The 21,168-nt window shown below is 60.5% G+C and carries 16 protein-coding genes; 7 read left to right on the top strand and 9 right to left on the bottom strand.

The annotated features are described in order from the left end of the window. The first annotated feature begins 98 nt into the window (after window positions 1-98). Both H8699_RS02670 and H8699_RS02675 read left to right on the top strand, forming a co-directional pair. On the top strand, window positions 99-752 hold the full coding sequence (locus H8699_RS02670) for a cysteine hydrolase family protein (protein WP_249284364.1): 654 nt from the start codon (window positions 99-101) through the stop codon (window positions 750-752). A 99-nt stretch (window positions 753-851) separates the two neighbouring features. Then, window positions 852-2,693, top strand: a complete 1,842-nt coding sequence (locus H8699_RS02675; protein WP_249284365.1) for an L-2-amino-thiazoline-4-carboxylic acid hydrolase — start codon at window positions 852-854, stop codon at window positions 2,691-2,693. Window positions 2,694-2,772: 79 nt separating this feature from the next. Here H8699_RS02675 and H8699_RS02680 read toward each other — a convergent pair whose 3' ends face one another. From H8699_RS02680 to H8699_RS02690, 3 genes are read right to left on the bottom strand one after another with little or no spacing between them, the layout of a single operon-like run. After that, window positions 2,773-3,834, bottom strand: a complete 1,062-nt coding sequence (locus tag H8699_RS02680) for an alcohol dehydrogenase catalytic domain-containing protein (RefSeq protein WP_249284366.1) — start codon at window positions 3,832-3,834, stop codon at window positions 2,773-2,775. Window positions 3,835-3,879: 45 nt separating this feature from the next. Further along, window positions 3,880-4,791: a magnesium transporter CorA family protein gene (locus tag H8699_RS02685; protein WP_249284367.1), complete on the bottom strand. Its 912-nt coding sequence runs from the start codon at window positions 4,789-4,791 to the stop codon at window positions 3,880-3,882. A gap of 31 nt (window positions 4,792-4,822) precedes the next feature. Next, window positions 4,823-6,727 (bottom strand): DUF2298 domain-containing protein, encoded by a 1,905-nt coding sequence (locus H8699_RS02690; RefSeq protein WP_249284368.1) that lies wholly within the window; start codon window positions 6,725-6,727, stop codon window positions 4,823-4,825. Between the two features lie 174 nt (window positions 6,728-6,901). Between H8699_RS02690 and H8699_RS02695 the strand changes: the two genes are divergently transcribed. Both H8699_RS02695 and murA read left to right on the top strand, forming a co-directional pair. After that, window positions 6,902-8,356 carry an FAD-dependent oxidoreductase gene (locus H8699_RS02695; RefSeq protein ID WP_249284369.1) on the top strand — a complete coding sequence of 485 codons (1,455 nt, stop codon included), beginning with the start codon at window positions 6,902-6,904 and terminating at the stop codon, window positions 8,354-8,356. 181 nt (window positions 8,357-8,537) lie between these two features. Beyond that, entirely contained in the window at window positions 8,538-9,818 is a 1,281-nt protein-coding gene (gene murA, locus H8699_RS02700) for a UDP-N-acetylglucosamine 1-carboxyvinyltransferase (RefSeq protein ID WP_283244135.1), read from the top strand. Here the strand turns inward: murA and spoIID are convergent. Next, window positions 9,774-10,883, bottom strand: a complete 1,110-nt coding sequence (gene spoIID / locus H8699_RS02705; protein WP_249284371.1) for a stage II sporulation protein D — start codon at window positions 10,881-10,883, stop codon at window positions 9,774-9,776. The genes murA and spoIID overlap by 45 nt on opposite strands. A gap of 176 nt (window positions 10,884-11,059) precedes the next feature. Between spoIID and H8699_RS02710 the strand changes: the two genes are divergently transcribed. Next, window positions 11,060-11,869: a M23 family metallopeptidase gene (locus tag H8699_RS02710; RefSeq protein WP_249284372.1), complete on the top strand. Its 810-nt coding sequence runs from the start codon at window positions 11,060-11,062 to the stop codon at window positions 11,867-11,869. Window positions 11,870-11,954: 85 nt separating this feature from the next. Here H8699_RS02710 and H8699_RS02715 read toward each other — a convergent pair whose 3' ends face one another. Both H8699_RS02715 and H8699_RS02720 read right to left on the bottom strand, forming a co-directional pair. Further along, window positions 11,955-13,385 carry an MATE family efflux transporter gene (locus tag H8699_RS02715; protein ID WP_249284373.1) on the bottom strand — a complete coding sequence of 477 codons (1,431 nt, stop codon included), beginning with the start codon at window positions 13,383-13,385 and terminating at the stop codon, window positions 11,955-11,957. 235 nt (window positions 13,386-13,620) lie between these two features. Then, window positions 13,621-14,709, bottom strand: coding sequence for a Gfo/Idh/MocA family protein (locus H8699_RS02720; RefSeq protein WP_249284374.1), 1,089 nt, complete (start codon window positions 14,707-14,709; stop codon window positions 13,621-13,623). Window positions 14,710-14,924: 215 nt separating this feature from the next. Here H8699_RS02720 and H8699_RS02725 point away from each other — a divergent pair, with 215 nt between their 5' ends. Then, window positions 14,925-16,262, top strand: coding sequence for a sn-glycerol-1-phosphate dehydrogenase (locus H8699_RS02725; RefSeq protein WP_249284375.1), 1,338 nt, complete (start codon window positions 14,925-14,927; stop codon window positions 16,260-16,262). Further along, window positions 16,252-17,064: an HAD-IIA family hydrolase gene (locus H8699_RS02730; protein ID WP_249284376.1), complete on the top strand. Its 813-nt coding sequence runs from the start codon at window positions 16,252-16,254 to the stop codon at window positions 17,062-17,064. Before H8699_RS02725 ends, H8699_RS02730 begins: the two co-directional genes overlap by 11 nt. A 730-nt stretch (window positions 17,065-17,794) precedes the next feature. On the opposite strand, the gene H8699_RS02735 is transcribed toward H8699_RS02730, so the two are convergent. The 3 genes from H8699_RS02735 to H8699_RS02745 form a co-directional block, all read right to left on the bottom strand. Next, window positions 17,795-18,004: a hypothetical protein gene (locus tag H8699_RS02735; RefSeq protein ID WP_249284377.1), complete on the bottom strand. Its 210-nt coding sequence runs from the start codon at window positions 18,002-18,004 to the stop codon at window positions 17,795-17,797. Window positions 18,005-18,020: 16 nt separating this feature from the next. Continuing rightward, the gene (locus H8699_RS02740; protein WP_249284378.1) at window positions 18,021-19,796 is read right to left on the bottom strand and encodes an ABC transporter ATP-binding protein; all 1,776 of its coding nucleotides are present in this window, start codon (window positions 19,794-19,796) and stop codon (window positions 18,021-18,023) included. 89 nt (window positions 19,797-19,885) lie between these two features. Then, the gene (locus H8699_RS02745; protein ID WP_249284379.1) at window positions 19,886-21,079 is read right to left on the bottom strand and encodes an MFS transporter; all 1,194 of its coding nucleotides are present in this window, start codon (window positions 21,077-21,079) and stop codon (window positions 19,886-19,888) included. Between the last annotated feature and the right edge of the window lie 89 nt (window positions 21,080-21,168).

A 21,168-nucleotide genomic window follows, 5' to 3' on the forward strand; every position in this document is an offset into this window, starting at 1 on the left:
TTACGCTGCGCGTTCAGTTCATTTGTACTTTCTCAAGATTCTTGACCGAACTATGGGCGAAAAAGCCCTTTTTGCAAATGTGAAAGGAGAATTTCCGCATGTCCCAACCCGCTAACGCGGCCTTGATCCTCATCGATATGGAGATGGGCTTTCTCTCGCCGCAATCCGCCCACTGCATCCCCAGCGCCGCAAAAACCGTGCCCAACTGCCAGCGCGCCATCGCATCTGCGCGCAAGCGGGGGATCCCCATCTTTTTTGTGATCCGCCAATACCGTCCCGATGGCAGCGATGTAGAGATCACCCGCTACCCGGAGTGGGCGGCAGGCGGGCGCGCCATGGCGCCGGGCAGCTGCGGGCCGCTCTCGTGCCAGATGCCGCCGGAACTTGCGCCCCAAGCGGGGGATTTTATCATCGTCAAACCCCGCTGGTCGGCCTTTTTCCAAACGCAGCTGGACCTGATGCTGCGCAGGCTGGATATTGAAACCGTGGTGCTGGCCGGTACCACCACCCCCAACTGCGTGCGCACCACCTGTTATGATGCCAATGCGCTGGATTACAACGTCGTGGTGCTGGAGGATTGCACCAGCTCCAAGACCGATGAGATCCAGCGGGTCAATATCGAGGATATGGCGCGGATGGGCGCAACCATTATCGACAGCGCCGCCTTTGAAGCCCGGGGCGTGGAGGGAATGGAAAACCTGCGCCGCCAGGTGCACGCCAAGGCCTGCGAAAGCTGTGTCCCCAGGGGTTGAACCCTTGCCTGCGGCGGGGATATAGGCTTATAATGAAAAATAAGGCCAACGCGCTTTTTCCCGCGCGGGCCCGCTTTAAAAATCAAAGGAGGCTAAAAAATGCATCCCTATCATAACACCAAGATCGCCCTGCTGGGCGTGGGCTTTCTGCTGGAGTATCTGTTCCCCTGCGTCCGCCATCTGGTGGGCGAGGAGAACCTGTATGACTGCGTGATCGGCACCACTGCACAGGAAGATGCGATCCCGGGGAAAGAGGCGCGCATGGGCATCCGCGTGTGGTACAAGCGCAACGATGAGATGCTGCGCACCTTGAGGCCCGATATCATTCTGTTCGCCCCCCAGCCCTACCTGGCCCCGGAGGTAGCGCGCACGGTACTGAAGCCCTATTACGACGAGCTGCGGGCCCAATCCGCCCCCCTGCCCGATCTGTACGCCGCCCCGCCCAGCCCTGTAGGCCAATTCTACCGGGATCTGCTGGGGCAGGATATCCACGTGGTCAACCTGCTGCCCAATATGCTGACCGAGATCAGCGGAATGGACGTGGCCACCCAGGGCGTGACCGAGATCACCTTCCCCGAGGGGGATGTGTGGCCCCAAGATCACGAAGCCCGGCTGCGGGAGTTCTTTTCTCCCTTTGGCGCCTGCGTGAACACGCCGCCGCATTTGGTCATGGCCTACCTTGGCGGGCAGTGCACGCTGCACACGGTCAGCGAGTATGTATATACCATCCGCACGGCCTGCAACAAACGCGGCTATAACTTGACCGATGCGCAGGTGGCCAGCGCGCTGCGCGCCGCCTTCCAGCGCTATACCCATTACCACTACGAGCCCACCCGCCCCTGCAGCGAAGAGGATGTGCCCCAGGCTCTGCGCCCGGCCATCGACCAGGTGATCCGCTCCCTGTACGATGGGGTGACCGACGCCTGCCTGGCGTTGGGGATGGACCGCCAGCTGATCGACGACCTGTTCCTCAACTATGTGGACCTGCACCTGCACACCCTGCAGGTGGAAACGCGGGAGCAGGTGGTGAAAACCGCCTTCCAGCACGCCACCAAGGGCGGCGTGACGGAGATGGCCCTACGGGTGTTCTATCAAAGGATGGAGTACCCCCTCGCCCGCGCCTTTGCCGCGCTGGAGGGACAGATCGACGAGAAGGCCATCGCCACCCTGCGGGAAGCCGCAGCCGATTGCACCCGCATCGTGACCGACCATGGCTACCGTTTGGGCGATCCGCTGCCGCCGGTGCTGGGCGTGGAGCACCATGCGGTGCTGTACGGGCTGCTGGTGCGCGCCTTTAAGGCCCATCTGGGGGATGCGGCGGACCAGGCCGTGCACGAGGCCACGGTGACCTACGGCCGCCAGCGGGGCCGGCGCATGGCCCTGCGGGCGCAAAAGTTGGGCCTGCCGCTGGATATGGTCTCTTACATGGCGCTCAAGGAGTGGAAACCCTCCAGCCCTACCGATTTTGACAGTGTGAGCCTGCGCCAGACGCCCTACGCCGTCAGCCAGGAGCGGCTGTGCCCCTGGAACCAGGCCTGGAAGACCTTTGACATGGGGAAAGAGGCCAACTTCTATTGCCGGGATATCGATAAAGCGGTGCTGGAAGGCTTCAGCCCCGCGCTGCGCCTTACGATGCCCAGCTGCCTGACGACCGGGGATGCCCAGTGCGAGTTCCACTTCCTGGACGCGCAGATGGACGCGGCCGCGCTGGAGCGGCTGGCCGCGCTCAAAGCCCAGTTGGGCGAGAGCGTCATCCTCCCCTTCCCCTATCACGTAGCGCATCTGCTGGCCGCCTTTACCGGCACGGCGCTGGCCAAATATGGCGAAAAGGGGCAGGCCGCCATTGACGAGGCCATCGAGGGCTTTAAGGCCCAGTACGGCCAGAGCGCCTGGGAGATGGTCGCTACCGAACTGAAAAAGGATTTTAACAGCATCGATTAAACCGCTTGGTATAGAAAACCGCCTGCTGATTGCAGGCGGTTTCTTTATTGTCCCAGTACTTTTACGGGTTTTTTGTTCGTTATGGCCGCAGCGCCACCTTGATCCCGCCCTGGGCGGCGATCCGGAAAGCTTCTTCAAAATCCTCCAGTTGCAGGATATGGGTGACCACGCCCGCTGTGGGAAGGCTGCCGTCGGCGATCCCGGCGATGGTTTTGGGGAAGCACTCCGGGCTGAGGGAGGAACCGTACAGGTCCAGCTCCTTGGCGTCTCCGATCAGGGACCAGTCGCAGGTGGTCTTCTCCCCAAAGACGCTAAACTCCACAAACCGCCCCTTTTTCCGGATCAGCTGCAGACCCTGCAACACGCTTTGGGGGTGCCCTGCCACCTCGATATACACGTCGCACCCGCAACCCTGGCTCAGCGCCATCACCTGGGCAGATACGTCATCCTGGGCCGGGTTCAGGGCCAGGTCCGCGCCCTGACGCCGTGCCAGCGCCAAGCGCTCCTCCTTTAGATCCAAAGCGATGATCTTTGCGGGGGCAAACCTGCGCGCGTAGGGGATCATCCCCAGCCCCAGGGTCCCGGCGCCGGAGATCACCACCACATCCCCTTTTTCAATGCGGGCCCGGTCCACTCCGTGCATGGCGCAGGCAAAGGGCTCGATCAGCAGGGCATCCTCCAGCGCCATTTGCTCCGGCACCGCAAAGACCCGCGCCTGCCTGGGAAAGATCATATACTCGGCAAAACCGCCGTTTAAGTAATGTTTAAAGCCGTATACGTTGTGGGGCTCGCACATCCAGTAAAGCCCGCGTTTGCAATAGGCGCACGTCCCGCAGGGCACGATCTGCTCGCTGGTCACCCGGTCGCCCACCTGAAAGGGGCCGTCGTATCCCGCCCCCACCTGGGCTACCCTGCCGATGAACTCGTGCCCCGGGATACAGGGCGGCTCCACATAAGGCGCAAATTCGCTGCCGCCCCAGAACCGTTCGCCCCCCATAAAGGCCTTCAGGTCTCCGGCGCAGATACCGCAGGCCTCCACCTGCACCAGCAGCTCCCCCGGCCCCGGTTGCAGCACCGGCACCTGCTCCAACCTGTAATCGTGGATGCCGTGGGTTACCACGGCGCGCATGGTCTTTTCCATTTAAACATCCCCCCAAATTTTTTATCTGTTTTTATACGCCGCGCTTTAAAACCAGCGGCGTTTTTTAAAGTGGATAAAGCAGAGCACCACCACGATGATGCTGAGCAGGATGACCAGCGGATAGCCAAAGGCCCACCCGTACTCGGGCATCTTAAGGTTCATGCCGTACCAGCCGGCGATCAGCGTCAGCGGCAAAAAGATGGTGGTGATAACGGTAAAAAACTTCATGATCTGGTTTAAATTGATATCCACCTGCGCCTGATAGGCTTCGCGCACCTGGGTCACGTAATCCCGCAGGTTGAGCACCGCGGCGCATAACCGGCTGACCCTGCCCGTCATCATCCTGAAATAGCGCAGGGATTTTTGGGGCAGCAGGCCATTTTCGTTCTCCTCCAGCGCCTCGCAGATGGCCAGCAGCTGCTCATAATAGCGTTTCAAACGCATCAACCTGCGGCGCAGCGTGATGATCTCCCGGATGCAGTTTTCCTTTTCTCCGGTGATCAGCGCCTCTTCCAGCTCCTCTATCTGCTGCTCGATAACCTCCAGCTTGCCGGCATCCTCCCCCGTGAGGGATTGGAAAAAGTGGAAAAGCAGGTGTTCTAGCGTAAGGCGGCCGGACTCGATGGCCTGAAAGGGGGCCAGCACCGCCTGGGCTACCTGGGGCGTGCCGCATAAAAAGGCCAGCACACCCTCGCGCAGGTAGATGCAGATGCGCCGGGGCGGTTCCCCTTCGTCCTGGCCGGGGATGTTAAGCGTCATAAAATCAAAGCCCGGATGGCTCTCAAACTTGGTCACCCGTTCGTTTAAGCATACCTGGGCCAGGCCGGCGGCAAGCCCCAACTCCTCCTGCGCCCGCTCCAGTTCTTCAAATGAATAGATGGCCAGCGCCTTTTCTCCTCTCGCTGCGGGCAGCGCCGCTATGGGCGCTAAGCCATCCGCCTGTAAACGATAGATCAAGCCGATTTCCTCCCTTTTTAACCGCCCGCGCCTACCCCACCGCGCGGGTGCGCACATCGTAGATCAGGGTACCCTGCCCATCGTCGTACACCACAGGGAAGCTGCGCGCGTAAAAATCCTCCTCCACGGCATAGCCGCCCCTTTCGTAGGCGCCGATGAGCACGTAATCGATCCCCCATTGCTCTAACAGCTCGTTTGTGGGCTGCTCATAAAGCTGGCGCAGGGCCGCATGCGCCTCCGCGTAATCCACCCCGTGAAAGTAGAGGTAGCTGCCGCTGCCGCACAAAATATCCCGCCCCGCCAGGGAGGCAATGGCGTTATTATGGTTATCCGCCGTAAGAAACCGGGCCTGGGGCGGAGTGCTTTCCCGCGCAAATGCCGCCGCTTTTACCGATGCGGACGAGAACAGCTCGTAATCGCTCACCGCCTCGCGCCCCAGGGTCAGTACCCCCGACAGGCAGAGCGCCGTCAGCGTCAGAGCGGCGATATACACCCGTCCGCGGATGCCCCGCAGGCGGTCGTACACGTCCACCAGCAGGATACCGACGATGCCGCAGCCCAAAAGGTGCCAAACGTAAAGCAGCTTATTGTTATCATAGGTATTGGGCTGGAAGACCACAAATTCGCAAAGAATCAGGATGGGCAGGCCCGCCAGATAAAACCAGCGGTTGCGCGCATCCGCATGCAAAAACGCAGGAATCAGCAGTAAAAAGGTCAGCCCGATATTTTTGATGTAGAACCAGAGGTATTCATCCTGGGTATTGGCCCAGTTGAGGTGCAGCCGTAAAAATCCCTCGGCCGAGGATTGACGAAAGGTAAAGGCGAAAAGCTGGGGCAGCGCCAGGCAGAGGGCCAGCGCGCCGTACGCCAGATAGGGTTTTAGCGCCCCCCACCGGCACCGGCCCTTTGCCGCCGCCCGCAAAAAGAGCACGAGGCTGATGATCCCCAACGCTAAAAAGGAGTGGGTATGGATCAGCGGCAGGCAGCCCGCCAGCAGCCCCAGCGGCAAAAAGTAACGTCTTTGCCCCTCAAAGGCCGCCCGGTAGAGCAGGTACAGGCAGGCAAAGAGCACCGCCCACCCGAACAGCGTGGCCCGCTGAGGGATCATAAGGTCGCAGATCGGGTTGACCCAGAGCACGTTGTGGCTGGTATAGTTGGTGGGCGTTTCATAAAAAGCGGTAAAGATGCGGGTAAAGTTCCCCGGATCCGAGCGCAGCAGATCTAAAAAATAAGCAAAGCCAAACCCGCCGCCCACGAAAAACAGCAGCGTGCAAAGCACGGCCTTGCGCGCATCTCCCCGGGCCATACGGCGGAAAAGCAGATACGCGCCCAGAAAGACGCAGCCCATGGCCAGCAGCATGGGCAAGATATAGCTAAAGCGCAGGTCCATCCCCAGCGCGTACAGCCCGGCCGAATTGGTCTCGCATAAAAAAGGATAGCCGATGGGTACTTCCCCCGCCAACAGCGGATAGACCGGCGGAAAGCGGCCCGTTTCGGCTAAAGAGGTGATAAAGGCCAGGTGCATGGCCATATCGCCATAGGTGCTCTGGCCGCTGTGCAGCGCGCCGGCCGCATCGGGCCGCAGCACATGGGTAAAGGTGAGGGTAAAGGCCACCGCGCAGAGCAGGCCCACGGTCATCAGCAGCGGCACTTCCCGCCGGCTGAGCCTCCAAAACCGCGGCAGGCCGCGCGCCCGCCCAAAGCGCCCCCAGGGCAGGCAGGCCGCCCCTAAGACCAGTGCCGTTCCCGCGGCGCACAGGTTGGCCTGGGCCGTAAAGCCCCATAAAAACGCCCAGAGCGCGGGCAGCACAGCGCAAAAAACCGTAGCCCATACGCCGCCCAAAAGCAGCCGGGCCGCGCGCCCTTCGCCCTTAAAAAAGCGAAACGAAAGCGCCAGGCCGCCAAACAGGTACGCCGCGCACGCCAATCCCGCCATCTGCGCCTCCTTTCCCCGGGCCATGCACGATGTAGGCCGGGTCTGCTTATTTTGCAAAAGCTACAGTTTATTATACCGTTTTCCACGGCGCAGCCGCAAGATGCCCTCAAAAGAATAGTAAAGCGCAAGACTGGCCATCTTATCCTTGATTCATATAATAAAGGAGGCCTTGGCATGGGTTCGATCTGGGAGCGGGATGTGCTGCAAAAAGAATTGCCCGCGCTGCAAGAGGATAAGCAATGCGACGTGGCGGTCGTCGGCGCTGGGATGGCCGGCCTTTTGGCCGCCTTTTACCTGCAACAGGCGGGGCTGAAGGTTATCGTACTGGAGGCGGACAAGGTGGCCCGGGGGCAAACAGCCGGCACCACCGCTAAGATCACCGCCCAACACGGAAAATTTTACGCTAATTTGGAAAAAACGCTGGGGCCCCGCGCCGCGGCTACCTACGCCCAGGCTAACCTGTGGGCTATAAGCCAGTACCAAACGCTGATCGAGCAGCGGCACATCGACTGCGGCTTTTCCCGCCGCACGGCCTACCTTTATACCCGTGGTACGGATCTGGAGCCGCTGGAAAGGGAGCTTGCCGCCGCGCGCCGCGCAGGGATCAACGCCCAGATCGCCCACCCGCAGGAGCTGCCCTTTGCCATCGGCGGGGCGTTGGCCTTTCCGAATCAGGCCCAGTTCCATCCCCTGCGCTTTTTGCAGGCGCTATGCGCCACCCTTGAGATCTATGAGCACAGCCCCGTGACGGTCGAGGGCACGCATGTGCTCCGAACCCCCGGCGGCCGGGTGCGCGCCGGGCAGGTGATCTTTACCTGCCACTTCCCTTTTGTCAATTACCCCGGGCTGTTTTTCGCCCGCATGCACGTGCAGCGCAGCTATGTTCTGGCGCTTTCAGGCGCGCCGGCGTTACAGGGGATGTATTTAGATGAGCAGGAGGACGGCCTGTCCCTACGCAGCGCGGGCGACTATCTGCTGCTGGGCGGCTGCGGCCACCGCACAGGCGAGATGGGGCCGGCTAACGGCTACGCCCCGCTGCGGGCCGCGGCCAAGGCGCTGTACCCCCAGGCGCGAGAGGTTGCCGCCTGGGCGGCGCAGGACGGCATCCCCGCCGATGGGCTGCCCTATATCGGCCGCTATTCGCCCCGCAAAAGCGACTGGTTCGTGGCCTGCGGCTTTAAAAAGTGGGGGATGTCCACCTCTATGGTGGCCGCCTCCATCCTTTCGGACCTGATCCTGGAGCGGGAAAATCCCTGGGCCTGGCTGTTTGACCCCCACCGGTTGCACCTGCGCGCCGGGGCAAAAAATCTGGTAAAAGATGGCGGCAAGAGCGTGCGCTATCTGTTTTCTGGCGCCTTTCCCCGCGCCAGCTGTACGCCTCGGCAGGTGCAGCCGGGGGCGGCGGGCATCGTACGGGCGCGGGGCGGCCACTACGGCCTGTACCGGGACGAGGCGGGCAGGGCGCATTATGTTTCCATCCGCTGCCCGCACCTGGGGTGCCACCTGCAATGGAACGGGCAGGATAAAAGCTGGGACTGCCCCTGCCACGGTTCGCGCTTTGATATTGACGGAAAACTCATAAACAATCCGGCTCAGCAGGGGCTTTTAGCCTGGCAGGAGGATAGCTGAGCTGCTTTTTATGATCGATTTTTTGGCGGTTCACCCACACTTTGGCACGGGTAGTTTGCCCGCCCCGCAGCCATAATAGAGGTAGAGCAGCAAGGCCCCGGGCGGCAGGTTGCCCGGGGCTTATTTTATATCGTAGGAGAGGATAAACGTGGAGGTGGCGAGGATTCAAAGTCAATTTGTCATGCGCGCCGCAGGGCCGCTGCACGGCAAAGTTCAGATCGATTCGGCAAAAAACGCGGTATTGCCCCTGATGGCCGCGGCCCTTTTGGCCCAGGGGCCGGTGATCCTGGAGGAGGTGCCGGATATCCGCGACGTGCGGAACATGGCCCAGGTGCTGCGCTGTTATGGCGCAACTGTACAGCGGGAGGGCCGCGCCCTGCGCATCGAAACCCAAAAGCCCTGCAGCGGCTGTGAAGAAGTGGAAAAATGGAGCCGCGAGCTGCGCGCCTCCTTTCTGGTTGCCGGGCCGGCGCTGGCCCGCTGCGGCAGCGTCCGGGTATCCATGCCCGGCGGGTGCAATATCGGTTCCCGGCCGGTGGACCTGCATTTAAAAGGTTTGGCGGAGCTGGGCGCTTCAGTCGAGCAGCGCCACGGCATCGTGACCCTTACGGCGGAAAAGCTGACCGGCGCGGAGATTCACCTGGACTACCCCAGCGTGGGCGCGACCGAGAATATCCTGATGGCCGCCGTGCTGGCCCAGGGGCAGACGGTGATCGTCAACGCCGCCACCGAGCCGGAGGTAGAAGATCTGGCGGCGTTTTTGCGCACCATGGGCGCTAAGATCGACGGTTTGGGGCAGGACACCCTGACCATTACCGGCGTAGAAGCCTTAAACGGCGTGCGCTATACCCCTATCCCCGACCGGATCGAGGCCGGTACGCTGATGATCGCCACGGCTGTAGCGGGCGGGGATGTGACCTTGCAGCGGGTCATCCCCGAGCACTTGAGCCCGGTCACCGCCAAACTGCAGCAGGCCGGCGCGCAGATCGACCAGCAGCCCGGTTCCCTTCGGGTGGTGATGCAGGGGCGGCCTAAGGCGGTGGATATCAAGGCCATGCCTCATCCCGGCTTCCCCACCGATCTGCAGGCGCTGATCTGCGCCATGGACGCAGTGGCTGAAGGGACGGGCGTGGTCACCGAGACGGTGTTTGAAAACCGCTTTACGCACCTGGGCGAGCTGCTGCGCATGGGCGCCCAGGTCCAGTTGGAGGATCGCAGCGCCGTAATCACCGGCACCTGGCCGCTGAGCGGCACGCGGGTGACCGCGCCCGATCTGCGGGGCGGGGCGGCGCTGGTGCTGGCCGGCCTGGTCGCCCAGGGCGAAACCGTGGTAGACGGGGCCGAGCTCATCGACCGGGGCTATCAGGGCCTGGAGCTATCGCTGGCCGCGCTGGGGGCGGATATCCACCGCGAGGCGCTACCCCAGGGTACTGATGGCGATGCCGGTGTAATAATGCAGTAAGATCTCCTTGTAGTCAGAGCCATTTTTAGCCATGGCATCCGCGCCTACCTGGCTCATGCCCACGCCATGGCCGTAACCATGGGTCAGGATGGTGACCTGATCGCCCGAAAAACTGATCTCAAAATTGGTGGAATCCAGCCCCAGCAAGGATCTAAAGGTGGTCCCGCTCATGGTGGCGCCGCCCAGACGCAGTTGCAGGACCCGTCCGCTGCCCGAGCGGTTGCTGGCATCCACCTGTTCTTGTAACGCGTCCGCCTTTAGGCCCGCTTTGGGCAGGGCGGCGTTTACTTTTTGGGCAAAAGCCTGCGCCGAAAGGGTGACGCTGCGCTGGTAATGGGGCGCTCCCTCCTCCCCCGCGCTCTCCACCGCCTTAAGGTAGGGCAGATCCTGGGTAAAGACCAAAGCGCAGTCCTCGGTCATTCCCCCGCTGGTGGAGTGGAAAAATGCCTGGATCAGCTCCCCATTATAGGTGGCCACCTGCCCGCGGGTCTGCTCCACGGCGGAGCGTATCTTTTCCTCATTGGCCTGGGCCTGTGCGCCCCAGTTACTTTGGCGTTTTTCCGGGGAGATATAGGCCTGGCAATGGGCGTAATTGGTGCAGGCATCCGCCCCCTGGGGGCAGCCGGCGCTCTGCCCACCAAATGCAGGCAGGTGGCGGCAGACAAAGGTGCGCGCGGCCACTGCCTGGGCCTTTAGCGCCTCTATCTCAAAGCTGGCCGGCATTTCGGCGGCGACAACGCCGCAGATATATTCTTCAAGATCCAGCTCAATCATGCTATTGCTCTGTGTATTATACACTTTCAGCGTGGGATTGGGTGCATCGGCCTGCCCCTGGCCCACGGAGACCTCGATAGGGCTGCGGCCAGTGGCGGCCGCGTGCGTGAAAAGGTTGACGCTGCCGCGGTCCCCGGCAAAAAGTAGGGGCGGCAGCAGTATAAACAAAAGCGCGATGAGCAATAATAGTAAAAGCTTTCCACCCAGGGTCACCTTACGGCGGCCCTGCACACGGCGGCGCTGGACGCTGGGGCGCATACGCCCCTGGCGGATGGGAACGGTTGAACGCATGGGCGACGGCCTCCTTTGGCTTATTTTTTCAGCTGCGCGCTCGCTTTCCATTGTATGCGCAATAAACGGCGCGCCATGCCGGCAGGGTGGAAGTTTTACAACTTAACTACACCCCATGGGGTATGAAAAGGCTATCCCGGGGAAAAAATGCTCTTATAGGAGGTGCGATAAGACCCATGAATGAGAACAAAGATCCAAAAGAAAACCGCTCTAAAGCCCTGCGGTTTATCGACCGATACGGCTTTATGGTGCTCCTGGGGGTATGCGTCGTCGCCATCGGCGCGGCGGCCATCTGGTCCAGTGACCTTTGGAGCCCCAGCGACACCGCCCAGTTGCCTCCCACCCAGGAGACCGCCGGGCAGTTGAGCCAGCTGGACCCCACGCCCGCCCCTACAGCGGAGCCTACAGCCCAGCCCAGCAGCCAGGCGCAGGTGCCCCCGGCCGACGAATCGGAAAGCGCACAGGCCGTACAGGCCGAGCCCACCAAGGCGCCCCAGCCGACGCCTGCCCCTACGCCCAAGCCTTCTGAGCCGAAGAACACCGCGACCAATGCCGATGCCAAGCTGGCCAAGCAGATGCAGGTGCCCGTCAAGGGCGAGATCATCCGCAACTTTGCCGACAGCGAGCTGGTCTTTTCCGAAACGCTGCAGCAGTGGATGACCCACTCCGGCCTGGATATGGCTGCGGCTGAAGGTACCAACGTGGTGGCCGCGCTGGACGGCGAAGTGGTCAGCGTGACGCAGGATGCCATGATGGGCACGGTCGTGACCCTGAAGCACGCCGGCGATGTGCAGACCGTGTACGCCTCCCTGGCGCCCGATGGCGTGATCGAGGCCGGCGCCACCGTCAAGGCGGGCGATGTGATCGGCCAGGTCGGCACATCCGCCACCAGCGAGGTGGCCGATGGCGCGCACGTGCACTTTGAGGTCATCAAAAGCGGCACCCGTGTAGACCCGGCAGATTATCTGCTCTCCAGCGACGAATAACTTGGCGTAAAAAACCATCTTCCCCCTAAGTATAAACGCGGGCAGCATAAGCTGCCCGCGTTTTATTTACTTCTAAATCCCTTTGCTAAACTTTGATCAGCTTCCAGCTGCCCTTTTTAAAGTGGCGGCGCACCAGGTACTGGCGCAGCAGCTGGTCGCAGAACACCGCGCTCCAGGCCCCATACAGGCCCCAGCCGCAAAGGTTCATAAAGATCAGCGCCATCAGCGGGCGGATGCACACCATGGTAACAAAGATGATGCGCGCGGTGCTTTTGGTATCCCCCGCCCCGCGCAGCGCGCCGGTCAGCACCAGCTGGGAGGATTGGAAGGGCTGAATGATGGCGATGATCTTCATCACGTTGGCCCCGGTCTGCAAGATCTGCGGGTCATCGGTATACAGCCCCACCAAAAACTCGCCAAAGAAGAAAAAGCTCAGTGCGATGGCCGCGGAGATGATCATACCCCATCTCGAGGTGCGCAGCGCATAGGCCTGGCCCACGTCCGGCTCCCTGCGCCCCAGGGACTGGCCCACCAGCGTGGTGGCCGCAATGCCGAAGGCCTGCCCGTTCATCAGGGTCAGCTGTAAAATATTCTGACAGATGTTATGGGTGGCAAAGCCGATGGTGCCAAGCGAGGAGACCTGTTTGGTGAAGGTGATCATCCCCACCCGCATCACCAGCTGCTCAAACATGGCGGGCAGCCCGATCTTGACAATGCGCCGGATATTCCCCCAGTCGGGCATAAAGCTGTCTCCCCAGCGCAGGCGCACGTATTGTTTGCCGCGCAGCAGGGTGAAAAGTGCCATGCCGCTGGCCGCGGCCGAGCCCAGAATGGTGGCCAGAGAAGCGCCGGCCACCTCCATCCGCGGGCAGCCGAAATTGCCGTAGATCAGGCAATAGTTTAAGATGACGTTGAGCACGTTAGCCGTCAGATTATAGCGCATGGAGGCGCGGGTGTTGCCTGCCCCGCGCAGCGCGGCGGTGATGGCCAAAGAGAGGGTAGTGGCCAGTAGGCCGTAGCACTGCACGCGGAAGTAATCCGTCCCCGGGCCGATGGTATCGGCCTGCGCGCCCATGAACCAGATAATGGGCTCGGCAAAGGCCAGGCCCAGCGCGGCGATGACCACGCTCATCCCCACCGTCAGCATCATGGCCTGGCGCATGGTCTTATTGGCCAGCTCCCGATCCCCCGCGCCCTTGGAGCGGGCGATCAACGCCGTGGCGCCGGTATTCATCGCCACAAAAATGGCCAGCAGCAAAAACCGCGGCTGGGTATTCAGGCCCACGGCGCTCAGCGCCCAGGGGCCCAGCTGCCCCACCATGATCATATCCACCATGCCGCTGAGCGATGTCAAAACCAACTCGGCTACCGAGGGCCAGGCCAGACGCAGGATCTCCTTATCCATGGTGCGCCCATCCAATCCATTGGGCAGCTGTTTTTTGGGTTTAGGCTGTTTTTGCGCGTTTGGTTCGATGGTCTCTTCCGGCAATTCCTGTGCCAATGCAGATTTGGACAAGGGAAGGACTCCTTTCATGGGATAAGGATCAGTCTGTAAAGTGCGGCTTATAAGAACGGGCGCTTTAAGAAACAGCGCGTAAAGAATTTACCCGAGTTAAATCGTTTTAGCGAAGGGGCAAAAGAAAAAGCCGCTTTTTTAGTGTTACAAAAAAAGAAGCCAGGCGTCTGCGCGCTTTCGCGCGCAGGCCACCTGACACCATTATAGCATAAAAAATGCGAATTGATAACCTGAATTAGAATTTAACCGGCTCGCCGGTCTCGGCCGATTGATAGATAGCCTCCAGAATCTGGGTGACCACCAGCGCCTGCTCGGGCTTGACCAGCAGGGGTTTGCTGTCGTCCAGCACGTGGTCGATCCACATCTGCGCCTCCAAGTCCGCAGCCTCTGGCACCTCGCCATCGTAGAAGGCCGCGCCCCCGGCTGCCAGCTCCGGCTCCGTCGTATAGGTATGGCTGTATTTTTCGCCGTTGATGCGCAGCCCGTCGTCTTTGCCCAACATATCGGCCCCGCCCTTGGTGCCGCAAAGGATGGTCTTGGCCTCGTCCACCAGCAGGGTGTTCAGTGCCCAGGCGGCCTCTAAGTAGATGGTGGCGCCGTTTTTCATGCGGATAAAGCCAAAGGCGCTATCCTCCACCGTAAACTTTTTGGGATCCCAGGGGCCCCAGGCGTTGGCCGCGTTTTCCGTATCCGCCAGCTTGCGGTACTTGGTGCCCACCACCAGTTCCGGCTCATAATTATCCATCATCCACAGCGTCAGGTCCAGCGCGTGGGTGCCGATATCGATAAGCGGGCCGCCGCCCTGCTTTTCCTCATCCAGGAATACGCCCCAGGTCGGCACCGCGCGCCGGCGGATGGCCAAACCCCGCGCATAGTAGATATCGCCCAGCTCCCCGTTTTCGCATACCTTTTTCAGATAGAGCGAATCCGGCCGGAAGCGGTTTTGGTAGCCAATGGTCAGCTTTTTGCCGGTGCGTTTGGCCGCCGCCAGCATAGCCTTGGCCTCCTCGGAGTTTTTGGCCATGGGCTTTTCGCACATCACGTGTTTGCCAGCCTCCAGCGCCGCGATGGTGATGGGCGCATGGGCATTGTTGGGGGTGAGCACGTGCACCACGTCGATCTCCGGGCAGGCCAGCAGGTCGTGATAATCCTCAAACACCTTGGCGCCCTCCACCCCGTATTCCTTGGCGGCCTTTTCCGCCCGCTCGGGGATGATGTCGCAAAACGCCACCATCTCCGCCTCACGCACCTTGCTCAGCGATGGCATGTGTTTGCCGTTGGCAATGCCCCCGCATCCGATGATTCCGATCTTTACTTTGCCCATATCCATGTCCTCCCTTTTTCTTTTTCTATTATGTTTGCATGGTAAAAAATGGGTGATCAATACTCCTTTATTGTAGCCTATCCCCCCTGCGCGCGCAATGCCTGCGCGCCTTAAAATTGCATGAAAACGCTTTGCCCCGGGAAGCGGTTGTGCTATGATGAAAAAGGTATTTTATACAAGCGCGATTTTAGGATTAAGGGAAGGAGTTATGCCCTATGGATTTGACGCAATTGAGCATTGATGCGCTATGCGGGCAGGATTTTGCCTGTACTTGCGGGCGCACCCACAAGGTAGCCACCCGCCGGATACTGATCGAAAGGGGGGCCGTCGCCAAAAGCGCCCAGGTATTGGATGAGCTGGGCCAGGAGGGCGAGGCGCTGGTGGTCTGCGATGAGCATACCTACGCCGTAGCTGGGGAACAGGTTATATCCATCCTACGGGACGCCGGGCGCAAGGTGCGCGTATTAAAGCTGCGCCACCAGCCCCTGCACGCGGATGGCGCGGCCCTGGGGGACGTGTTGCTGGCGATGGGGGACGATACAAAGGTGCTGGTGGCCGTGGGCAGCGGCACCATTAACGATACCACTCGCATGGCGGCCTTCCGGCTGAACCTCCCCTACATCATTGTGGGCACCGCCCCCTCGATGGACGGATACGCCTCCTCGGTCTCTCCCATGATCTATGATGGGTATAAGATCACCTACGAGGCGGTAGCGCCCATGGCCATCATCGGGGATACGGACGTGCTGTGCGCCGCGCCCGAGCAGATGATCGCCGCGGGCTTTGGCGATATGCTGGGCAAGCTGACCGCGCGCCTTGACTGGGTACTGGCCCGCGAGGTGATCGGCGAGCACTACTGCCCCACTGTGGCGGCCATGATGGCCCGGGCGGTGGACAAGTGCCTTGCCCAGGCGGAGGGGCTTTCCCGCCGGGAGCCGGAAGCCATCGTGGGGCTGATGGAGGGGCTGATCCTCTCGGGCATCGCCATGCAAATGCTGGGCTACAGCCGCCCGGCCTCCGGCGCTGAGCACCACATCGCCCATTATTTTGAGATGAAGGCCATGCGCGAGGGCAGCGCAGGCTCTCTGCACGGGGACAAGGTGGGCGTGGCGGCGCTTTTGATCATGGATATCTATGCGCACCTGTTCTCCGAGGGTATCCCCGCCCAGGGGCCTGGGATGAACCAGGCAAAGTGGGAAAGCGAGATCCGCCGGGTCTACGGCGATGCATCCGAGGCCATCCTGGCGGAAAACGCCCGGATGCACCCCGACAAGGCGGAGTGGGAGGCCCAAAAGGCGCGGGCATTGGCCCTGTGGCCCGAGTACCAAAAGCAGACGGCGGATTTCCCCGCCCTGATCGAAAAAGGACGCAGCTGGCTGCGCGCCATCGGCGGGCCGGCCCTGCCCCAGGATATGGGCTACACCCGCGCGGAAATGCGGGACGCGCTGCTCTACTCCAAGGAGGTGCGCACCCGCTTTACGGTGATGCGGCTGCTGGAGCGCTGGGGCGTACTGGAACATTATGTGGACGAGGTGCTAAACGATGTATACTGAGAATACCCCGGAAAAGCTGCAGGCCCTGCAAAACATCCGCTGCTTTGTGCTGGATATGGACGGCACCTTCTACCTGGGCGAGCAGCTGCTGCCCGGCTCGATGGACTTTATCCAAAAGGTAAATGAGAGCGGACGGCGCTATTTGTTTATGACCAATAACTCCTCCAAAAATGCGCCCTGTTATGTGCAAAAGCTGCACCGGATGGGGCTGAATGAGGCCGGAGACGGGCATATTTACACCTCCGGCCAGGCCACGGGGCAATATTTAAACGCCCACTTCCCCGGCAAGCGCATCTTCCTTTTGGGTAATACGTTTTTAGCCCAGGAACTGGCGGATTTTGGCGTTACCATCGACGATGCCGATCCAGAGGTCGTGGTAGTCGGTTTTGATACTACGCTGGATTTTGATAAAATGACTCGGGTGTGCGATTTTGTGCGTGCGGGCCTGCCCTACATCGCCACCCATCCGGATTTCAACTGCCCGGTGGAGAACGGTTTTATCCCGGATTGCGGCGCCATCCAGGCCTTTATTGAGGCGTCTACCGGCCGCAAGCCGGATGCGGTGGTGGGCAAACCCAACCGTCCGGTGGTGGATGGGCTGCTGGAGCGCACGGGGCTTGGCAAAGACCAGATCGCCATCGTGGGGGACCGGTTGTATACCGATGTACGCACCGGGGTGGATCACGGCCTGCTGGGCATCCTGGTGCTAAGTGGGGAGACCCAGCGGGAGGACATCCCCGCCTCACCCACCCAGCCGGATCTGGTATTTGGAGGCCTAAGCGATATCATCCCCTACCTGTAAGCGGCATGAACCAGGCCCGCCGGGAAATTTCCCGGCGGGCCTTTATTTTCGGAAAATCCATGTTTCTCTTTTTAGGCGGATATTTCTCCTTAACTTCAAAATAAGTATGGGTTTTCGTTCGTTTAATTGTCATTCCGAAGCGCCAGCGAGGAATCTTTTTACGCCCTGTTGGCCGCGCCTGCGCCACGCAGCACAAGTCAAGCGTCGCTCCTTTGCCAACGCATCAGATTCTTCGCTCGGCCTTGCGGCCTCCCTCTGAATGACAGGGCTATCGCCCTTTTAGCCGCTCCTAATTTCCTATGTTTCCCCTATTCTCTCGCCCGTCACGCGCGTTATGCCTGCCCCAAACCGTCCTGTGTTCCGAATGACAATGGAGCGAGTACTAAAGTATGGGTTTTTGTTCAGGGGCATCTCTCCCTCCGGCGCACCTAAAGGTGCGCCACCTCCCTCGTCAGAGGGAGGCAAGTGTGGATTGATCCAAACGGCAGAGCATAAGCGAAACGGCTGGAGGACATGTCTTATTATCTGCATAGGAGAGCTTGAGAAACCTCCGTCCCCACCACGGAGTGGCCGTTTGGGGGGATTAGGGATTGTTAAGGGGGTAAAGGGGGAAATCGGAATCCCCCTTCCCCCTTAACATATAAAACTCGTTCCCTAACTTTTCTCCCTGCCTCGCGTTAAGTTCTGCTTCTTCTCTGAGCGAAAACCCATACTTTTCCACGCAGCTGGGTTAAGTTCCCCTCATGCGCCCCTGCAGCCGGGCCTTCCAAGCTTTCAGCCTCCGGTAACCCTTTGGCGGCAGCGCGCCGATGAGCAGCATACATAGGCCAAAACCCAAAAGCAATCCCGACAAGAATTCAGGCAGCAGCCAAAACTGCTTTGCAGTCAATGTCAGCGCAAAGACCAGTAGACCCATCTTCAGTTCCCCTCTCACGGCCATGCTCCCTTCTCTGCTATTACGCTCCCGGTTCCTCGTCCATCCGCAGGAAGTTTTGCATCTGACGCTCGGCAGTTTTCCACTGCACCTGGCTGAGCTTGGCGTATAGACCGCCCTGGCGCACCAGTTCCTCATGCTTGCCCCGCTCTACCACGCGGCCGTTCTCCAGCACCAAGATCTGGTCAGCCCGCATCACGGTGGAGAGCCGGTGGGCGATGACCACGATGGTGCGGCTGCCCGCCAGCGCCTCGATGGCGTCCTGAATTTCTGCCTCGGTCTCGGTATCCACGGCGCTGGTCGCCTCGTCCAGGATCAGGATGGGCGAATTGCGCAGCACCGCTCGGGCGATGGCGATACGCTGCTTCTGCCCGCCGGAAAGGCGCACGCCCCGCTCGCCCACGATGGTCTCGTATCCCTTGGGCATCTGCATGATAAAATCGTCCGCGTGGGCGATGCGCGCCGCCTGGCGGATCTCCTCCAGGGAGGCTTCGCGCACGCCGTAGGCGATATTTTCGGCAATGGTCCCGTTAAAGAGGAACACATCCTGCAATACGATGGAGATCTGCTCGCGCAAAGAGGCTACGGTCAAGCCCTTAATGTCCTGCCCATCCAGGCAGACGCGGCCCTGAACCGGGTCGTAGAACCGTTCGATCAGGGAAACGATGGTGCTCTTGCCCACGCCCGTGGGGCCTACCAGGGCGATCATCTCGCCGGGCATGGCGGTAAAGCAAATATCGCTGAGCACCGGCTCCTCCTTGGCATAATGGAAGGATACGTTTTCAAAATCGATGCGCCCCTTGGCGTTTTTGATGGCCTTGGCTCCGGGCAGATCCTTGATCTCGCTTTCGGCGTCCAGCACCTCAAAGACCCGGATCGCGCCGGCATAGGTCACCTGCACATCCTCCACCAGCCGGGCCAGCGTAGCCAGCGGCGTATAAAACAGGCTCAAATACATCAAAAAGCCCACGATATCCGAGATCGCCATCTGCCCCTGCATGGCCATTAAGCCGCCCAGGCCCACCACGATCACCGTACCCAACGAGGTAAGGAACTCCACCCCCGGATGGAACAGGCCGCTGGCAAAGTTGGCCTTGATGTTGCAGGCGGCGTATTTTTCCCGGTATCCGTCCATCTTCTGGTGCTCCCGCTCTTCCTGGCCAAAAGCCTGTATCTCCTTCATACCGGAAAGGTTATCCTGCGTTACGCCGTTAAGCTCGCCCAGCACCTGCTGGTTGATGCGGAACAGTGGCGCCACCTTTTTAGAAAACAGCGAGCCCACGACCACCACAAAGGGCACCGGGATCAGCGTAAACAGCGCCAGCATCGGGTTGATCACAAACAGCATGATTGCAACGCCCACGATCACCAGGGCGTTTGAGATCAGATCCGGCAGCGCATGGGCCACCAGCAGCTCGATCTGCCGGGTGTCGTTGATCATCCGGCTCATCAGCTGGCCGGTCTGCTTATCCTGGAAAAAGCGCAGCGACAGGGTCTGCAGCTTATCGTAGATGGTCAGCGTCAGCTCGGATACAAAGCGCCAGGCCGCCAGGTGGCTGACGTATACCGAGATAAAGCGGCAGCCCATCCGCAGCAGGTACGCGCCCACCAGAATCGCGGCGAAGACCCACAGCATCGAAACGGTCATCTCGCCGTTTTCCAGCCGCGCGGTCAGCATCCGCACCATCTCGGGCGTGACCAGGTTGAGCACGGCCGCCCCCACCAGCCCAGCCGCGGCGATGGCCAGCGTGCCCCAGTGTTTGCGCGCCAGCAGCAGCAGGCGTTTGGTCATATTCATTTTTACACCCCTCCAAACTTTAAACAGAGCCCCGCTCCGTTACTCACCCCACTTGTACGATTATAGCAAAAACAGCGCTGCGATATGCGCTAAGCCTCCGTGGCCGGCGCCGCTTTGGGCTTACGCGCATAATCCCCCAAAAAGATGGCGGAGAGCACCATGCCCACCAGGCCAAATCCGCTCATCATCAGATATCCTACGGTCAGCCCTGCGCCATCGCCTACCGCACCTACCAGCACCGGCCCCAAAAACATGCCGATGGAATAGACAGCCTGATAAAAGCCCATGGCCGTGGCGCGCTTTGCAGGTTCCACGGTCTTGATGGACAGGCCCATCTGCAGCGTAGCCAGCGCCGAACGGAAGGCCCCGCAGAGAAATTGCAGGATATACAGCGCCATCAGGCTGCCTGCAAAGGGGAACAGCGCGCAGCACACCGCGATAGCCGCAAAGCAGACCACGATACAGGCCTTTTCCCCAAAGCGGCGGGCCAAAAGGCTGCCCGCCAAAAGATTGGTCACAATACCCGGCAGCGTAGCCACCATGGAGAGCACGCCCAGCTCCCCGCCGGTGGCCCCCAGCTCTTTAGCCAGCACCGGCGCAAAAGAGATGGCCGCGCCAAAAGAGATCAGCTGGGCGATGATCGCCAGCACCGATACGCACACCAGCGCCGGAGTCCTGGCCACCTTTGCCAGCTCCCGCAGCTTGATCGGCTCCCGCTTTTTGGCACTGTCCCGCTTTTCCACCACGAAAAAGCTGAGCACCAGGCCCAGGATGGCCGCGATAAAGCCCAGATAAAAGGGCGCCGCGTCCCCATAAAGCTGGCTGGAGAGCCCGCCTAAATAGTTGGCCAGCGTCTGCCCGGCCAGGTTGACGGCGTTGATCACGCCGATGGCCGCCACGGATTTCTCCGGCGGGAAATAGCCGGAATACAGTACCGTATACCCTACCCACATGCTGGCCGCCACGCCTGAGAGCCCGCGGAAGATCAGCAGCAGCCAGGGGTTGGGAAACAACGCCATCCCCAGCGTGGAAACGGCGCAAAACACCATGCCCAGTATCACATAAAGTTTGCGCTGGTTGTACTTGTCCGAAAGGATGCCGATGGGCAGCCGGCAGATCAGCTGCAACAGCCCGTAGGAGCCGCTGATCACCCCCACCATGGAGAGCGAGGCCCCGATAGAAACGGCGTAGGGCGACAATGTGGGCACGTAGCTGTACAGGGCGAACCAAAACAGCGCCGTCACCACCAGAAACAGTGGGATGCGGTTGCCTTTAGCACTCATGAAGTAAAAGAAGCCCCCTCCAAGTGATTTAACTTTATTAACGAAGTGTTAAAACCATATAAAGACCTTAGCACATTTACCCTGCCAAT

The organism is Luoshenia tenuis (genome assembly GCF_014384745.1).
In the GTDB taxonomy this organism is placed as follows: Bacteria; Bacillota; Clostridia; order Christensenellales.

Bases quoted from the DNA above. Each gene is read 5' to 3' on its own strand.
- H8699_RS02670 (WP_249284364.1), top strand. From the start codon at position 99: ATGTCCCAACCCGCTAACGCGGCCTTGATCCTCATCGATATGGAGATG.
- H8699_RS02675 (WP_249284365.1), top strand. From the start codon at position 852: ATGCATCCCTATCATAACACCAAGATCGCCCTGCTGGGCGTGGGCTTT.
- H8699_RS02680 (WP_249284366.1), bottom strand. From the start codon at position 3,834: ATGGAAAAGACCATGCGCGCCGTGGTAACCCACGGCATCCACGATTAC.
- H8699_RS02690 (WP_249284368.1), bottom strand. From the start codon at position 6,727: ATGGCGGGATTGGCGTGCGCGGCGTACCTGTTTGGCGGCCTGGCGCTT.
- H8699_RS02695 (WP_249284369.1), top strand. From the start codon at position 6,902: ATGGGTTCGATCTGGGAGCGGGATGTGCTGCAAAAAGAATTGCCCGCG.
- murA (WP_283244135.1), top strand. From the start codon at position 8,538: ATGCGCGCCGCAGGGCCGCTGCACGGCAAAGTTCAGATCGATTCGGCA.
- spoIID (WP_249284371.1), bottom strand. From the start codon at position 10,883: ATGCGTTCAACCGTTCCCATCCGCCAGGGGCGTATGCGCCCCAGCGTC.
- H8699_RS02710 (WP_249284372.1), top strand. From the start codon at position 11,060: ATGAATGAGAACAAAGATCCAAAAGAAAACCGCTCTAAAGCCCTGCGG.
- H8699_RS02720 (WP_249284374.1), bottom strand. From the start codon at position 14,709: ATGGGCAAAGTAAAGATCGGAATCATCGGATGCGGGGGCATTGCCAAC.
- H8699_RS02725 (WP_249284375.1), top strand. From the start codon at position 14,925: ATGGATTTGACGCAATTGAGCATTGATGCGCTATGCGGGCAGGATTTT.
- H8699_RS02730 (WP_249284376.1), top strand. From the start codon at position 16,252: ATGTATACTGAGAATACCCCGGAAAAGCTGCAGGCCCTGCAAAACATC.
- H8699_RS02735 (WP_249284377.1), bottom strand. From the start codon at position 18,004: ATGGCCGTGAGAGGGGAACTGAAGATGGGTCTACTGGTCTTTGCGCTG.
- H8699_RS02740 (WP_249284378.1), bottom strand. From the start codon at position 19,796: ATGAATATGACCAAACGCCTGCTGCTGCTGGCGCGCAAACACTGGGGC.
- H8699_RS02745 (WP_249284379.1), bottom strand. From the start codon at position 21,079: ATGAGTGCTAAAGGCAACCGCATCCCACTGTTTCTGGTGGTGACGGCG.